Genomic DNA, 5,270 nt, shown 5'->3' on the forward strand with positions numbered 1-5,270 from the left:
GCCGGGATATTTCGAGAGGTCGGCCTTGGTCGGGTCCGGCGGCAGCTCGAGATATTTGAGGTCGTCCTGGCTGTCCCGCAGCTTGCCGTCCTTGGCCGTCATGTCCTTGACGGTCTTGGCCACCTCGTCCGCCTGGTCCGGCGTCCAGCGGTTGAAGATCGCGCCGAGGCGGGCCCTGGTGTAGTCGAGATCGCTGTAGGCGCCGGTCAGGACGTTGCCGGCGCTGCGGGTCAGCTCGTCGCCGCCCATCAGGTGCTCGTCGCCGGGGAAGACCGTCTGCAGGATGCCGAGCAGGCCTTCGTCCAGCAGGTCGTTGTGGTCGGCCAGCACCTCCGCCACCTTGCGGTCCTTGACGCCGTACAGCACCTGGATCGCGTCGGCATCCGCCTTGTCGTAGGTGTGCGCGGCGTTGTAGGCGCTGCGGCCCTGGACGATGCCGGCGCCCGCCACCTGCAGCACCGCCGCCACGCCGCTGACCTTCAGCGGGCCGAGGGCGGTGATGAGCCGGCCGAGCGCCGTGTCGGCGACCGCCCCGCTCGACAGGGTCGTGCTGGCGGAGGCGGCGAAGATCGCGTCGCTGACCGTGGCGGTGGCGTAGCCGGCCGTCTTCACGAAGTCCTGCTTGGTGCCGGCCAGGCCGAAGCCGTTCATGACCGCGTTGCTGAGGTCGGCGCCGACATACAGCACGTCGACCCCGCCGCCGCGCAGCTTGTCCAGCGCGCCGAGGGACTTGCCCCAGAGCCCCTTCTGCAGCGTCCCGAGATCGCTGGCGGCGACCCGGGCCTGGGCGCCCTTGAGCCGGGTCTCCAGGCTGCCCGGCGTGCTCGCATCCTTGCCGGTCAGGATCTCCCGGGCATTCGGCAGCAGCGCCGTCTGGGCGGCGTTGAGCATCATCATCGTGTGCGGCAGGTAGTAGACGAGGTCGGCCGGCGAGCTGTCGAGCGCCCCGAGGTTGCGGCCGAACAGGATGGCGCTGCCGCCGCCGGAGAGGCGGGTGATGGCGTTGGTGCCGATGTTCAGCCGGTCGGCGCTCGCCATCTGCCGCTTTTCGGCGTCGGTCGGCTTCGCCCGCCCGGCGATGATGTCCTGGATCCGCGCCTCGCCGATATTCGCCTTCAGCGTCTTGAGATACTTGTCGAAATCCGCGTTGGGATCAGTCGCAACGCCCTTAAGGGATTTGGTCAGCGCGTCGATCTCGGCCCGGCTGGCCACGGCGTCGCCGCGGAGAATCGCCTGATAGCGATTCTCCGCCATCGCCTGGTTGATGTTCTTGACGCCGCCCTTCATGGTCTCGACCACCGCGAAGGTCGCCAACGCGCGGGTCGATCGCTGGACCCAGATGGTGCCCGTGGCCGCGGGATCCGTGGTGGAGGCGTTGGCGTAGGGATCCGTCTTGGTCTTGGGCAGCTCCGGCAGCCCGTTCATCGCCTCCTGCATCGACTTCGACTTGGTCAGCATGATCCCGGTGCCGAAGAGCATCGGGATCGGCGCCTCGGTGTCGAAGCCGTCGACCTTCTTCAGGTCGCCCTTGTACAGGTTGAGCGCGAGCTGGATGCTCTCCTGCCGCTCCCATTGCGGCAGCTTCTTCTCGCCCTCCCGCGTGAGCTCCTGCGCCTTCTTCTGGTTGTCCGGCGACAGGTTGTCGATCGCCTCCATGTCGCGCGCCAGCTGGTCCGTCGCGGGGATCGGGTCGTCGGGCTTCACCCCGCCCCAGCCGCTGAGGCCGTGATAGAGCTCGTTGTAGAGCTTGTTGATCTTGTCGTCCTGCTTGGTCGCGGCGGCGTCGAACTGCTCGATGCTGCGCCGCACCGCCCATTGGGCGTTCGAGTTCTGCGACAGATAGTTGCTGAAGCCGGGCTCGCCCTTCTGCTTCTGCTTCGCCTGCTCGTCGGCGCCGAGGGTCGCGGTCCGCGCGGCGATGGCGGTCAGCAGCGAGGTGCCGGAGCCTTCCGTGTCCTCGCGGCTCATGAAGCTGAAGAATGTCTGCTCGTGCAGCAGGTTGATGTGGCCGCCCTTGAGGTCGCTGTTCATCTTGTCGACGATGCGGGCGGCCACGTGGTCGACGAAGGCCTTGCCGGCGCCGGGCTTGTCGCCGTCATTGTAGAGGATGGTCTGGCAGGACGCGCCGAGGTCGATCATCGCCTGCATCTGGGCCCGGCGGTCGCCGCCGCTGGACTGCGACCCGGCGATCGCGTCGATCGACTGGTCGACCAGCCCCTGGACGCGGGGGTCGGAGGCCAACAGGGACCCGCTGCCCGGCAGGCTGTCCTTGGTGTCCGTCTTCTCGCGCAGCTTGGCCAGGAAGGCCTTGGCCCCGTCGGTGCCGCCCTTGCCCCAGGCGGCCTGCAGCTCCCGCACCGGGCGCTCGACCCGCAGTTCCTGCACCGCCTGTTTGGTCCCTTCCTGGACCGCGGCGAGGTACTGCTTCTCGTCGCCGCCGGAATAGGCCTGGTAGATGCCCGCGCGCCTGGTCAGGGCGGTGATCTTCGCCGCCTCCGGCCCCTCCGTGCCGTCGGCGAGGGCGACCAGTTGCCGCTTGGTCTCGGCCGTCACCGCGGCGTAATCGCCGCGGTCGCCCGCCTCCGCGATCTTGCCGAGCTGGTCGGTGGTCCGGCCATCGGCCTTCCACGACCGCTCCTTCATCTCGCGCACCTGGTTCAGGGCATCGAGGAAGACCGGGTCGTTCGGGGCGCGTTCGGCGATCGGCGCGACCAGAGGGCTGAACTCGCTGCCCTCGAGCTTGCCGTTGCCATTGGCGTCGCGGCCGAAGCTGGGTACGCCCTGGCCCAGCGAGGCGGTGTCGACCTCCTGCGCGATGGCGACGACCAGGTCGTCCTTCGCCTTGTCCCGCTCCGCCTCGCTCTTCTTCGGGTCGCTGGCGGTGGCGAGGGCCGTTCGCTGGTTCTCCAGCAGGCCGAGCCGGTCCGAATCGAGGACATAGACCTTGTCGCCGGACTCGAGCTGCTGGTCGATATCGCCGGACGCGCCGGGCCGGTTGCCGAAGGCCTTCGGGTCGAGCTGAGACGTGGCCGCCAGTTGCGCCTTGTTGTCCTTCGGATCGACACCCTCCTGCGCATAGATCCGGAACGGCCACACCCCCGGCTCGATCTTGCGCTCGACGATCCCGGCCGGTGCGCTGTTCCAGGGATAGACCGGCGGCGCCTCCGCCTGCTGCGCCGGTGGCGTTGCCGGCGTCTCGTCCTTGGCGCGCTGCACCGACTGGTTGAACTGGACCGCGTTGGGGGATTGCTTGGCGACGGCGGGGCGAGTCTGCGTGACTCCGGACAGGGCATCCCTGAAGCTCAGGCTCATGATCGCCTTCCCCCTCGGTTGTGAATCATTCTTGAATTTCTTATGACAGGGAGGAGGCTACGGAGGGAATTCCCATCCCGTCAACCGGAACCTAATCGATAGGGATCATCCGCCCAGGGGCACCCGGTCACTTTCCCGCGGCACCAGCTCCAGCGGCCAGAGATCCTGCACCAGGCCGCCATAGTCATCGGCATAACCGGGCATGGTGGCCAGCAGCGCCTCCGCCAGCTTCACGCCGAGATCGTGCAGCGACAGGCGGAAGCAGGTCAGGGCCGGCGACAGGAAACGGCTGAACGGGCTGTCGATCATGCCGCCGATCACCGCGATCTCCCGCCCCGGCCGCAGCCCGGCCTCGTTCAGCCGGCGATAGGCGCCGACCACCATGCGCTCGTTGACCACGAACAGCGCGGTGGGCGGCGGCCCGCGCCGCAGCAGCGCGTCGACCAGCCGGTAGCCGCCGGCCTCGGTCATCTCCTCGCCCTGCACCAACGCCTCGTCGAAGGCGATACCATTCCGGGCCAAGGCCTGGCGGTAGCCGTCCAGCAGCACATGGCCCTGCATCAGGTCGTGCCCGGCATTGCCGAGGGCGATGCGGCGGTGGCCGAAGCCGGCCAGCCGGCCGATTGCGGTCCCGGCCGCCTGGTGGAAATCGAGGTCGAGCCAGGGGTGGTCGCCGCCGGACAGGCTGCGGCCCAGCGCCGCGAAGGGGAAGCGGCGCTGAGCCAGGAAGTCGAGCCGCGGGTCGATCCGCCGGGTCCAGGGCAGGAGAATGCCGTCGGCCAGGCGCCGCTCCACCACCCGGCGCAGCTGTGCCTCGTGGTCGCCGTCCGGCGTGTTCAGCAGCACGATCAGGTCGAGCCCGTGCCGGGCCAGCACCTCCTGCACCCCGTCGAACAGGCCGATGAAGAACGGCTCGCCATAGGGCTCCGGCCCGCTATAGGCCTGCAGCATGAAGGCGATCGCCCGCGTCGACCCCTGGCGCAGGCTGCGGCCGGACTGGTTCGGCGAATAGCCGAGTTCGGCCGCCGCCTCCAGCACCCGCCGCCGGGTTTCCGGATTGACGTCGCCACGGCCGTTGAGGGCGCGGGAGACGGTCCCGATCGAGATGTTCAGATGCTTCGCGAGCTCGCGGATTCCCAAGCGATTCCCTCCCTTCCGCGGCGACAGAGTGCAACCGAACGCCCCGGCAATGCCACAACCGGATTGACAGGCAGATACGTCCGACATCAATATCGTAAACGTTTACGGCGACACAATCGAACAATCCGCCGGGTTGAGGGGAGCGATATCGAAGTGCGAGCCGTCCTTGCCGGATGCGGCGCCATGAGCCGGGCCTGGCTCGAAGCCGCCCGCCAGATCGAGGGGCTGGAGGTGGTCGGCCTGGCCGATCTCGACCCCGCCCGCGCCCGCGGCCGCGCCGACGAGTTCGGGCTGGCCGGCGCCGAGACCGGCACCGATGTCCCGGCCCTGCTCGACCGCCTCAAGCCCGACATCCTGTTCGACGTGGTGGTGCCGCCCGCGCGGCGCGACGTGGTGCTGGCCGGCCTGGCCCGCGGCTGCCACGTGCTGAGCGAGAAGCCGATGGCCGACAGCCTGGAGGCCGCGCGGGAGCTGGTGGCGGCGGCGAAAAAGGCCGGCCGGGTGCATGCGGTCGTGCAGAACCGGCGCTATCACCCCGGCATCCGCCGGCTGCAGCGGGCCGCATCCAACGGCCTGATCGGCGAGATCACGGGCGTGCATTGCGACTTCTTCGTCGCGCCGCATTTCGGCGGCTTCCGCGAGGAGATGCGGCATGTGCTGCTACTGGACATGGCGATCCACACGCTGGACGCCGCCCGCCTGGTCGCCGGCCGCCGCCCCCTCGCCGTCTACTGCCATGAGAGCAACCCGGCCGGGTCCTGGTACGCGCATGGCGCCAGCGCCAACGCCATCTTCGAACTGGAGGGCGGCGCCGTCCT

At 69.1% G+C, this 5,270-nt stretch carries 3 protein-coding genes; 1 reads left to right on the top strand and 2 read right to left on the bottom strand.

Annotated elements, in window-relative coordinates; all coding sequences use genetic code 11:
• Positions 1–3,312 (bottom strand): hypothetical protein (locus tag ABDW35_RS31635; RefSeq protein ID WP_343717822.1); only part of this gene is annotated, 3,312 nt, incomplete at its 3' end.
• Between the two features lie 105 nt (positions 3,313–3,417).
• On the bottom strand, positions 3,418–4,452 hold the full coding sequence (locus tag ABDW35_RS31640) for a LacI family DNA-binding transcriptional regulator (protein WP_343717823.1): 1,035 nt from the start codon (positions 4,450–4,452) through the stop codon (positions 3,418–3,420).
• Between the two features lie 183 nt (positions 4,453–4,635).
• On the opposite strand from ABDW35_RS31640, the gene ABDW35_RS31645 reads away from it, so the two are divergent.
• Positions 4,636–5,270: Gfo/Idh/MocA family oxidoreductase (locus ABDW35_RS31645; protein WP_343717824.1), on the top strand; the 635-nt coding region annotated here is incomplete at its 3' end.

It is taken from the genome of Inquilinus sp. (genome assembly GCF_039594555.1).
GTDB lineage: Bacteria > Pseudomonadota > Alphaproteobacteria > DSM-16000 > Inquilinaceae > Inquilinus.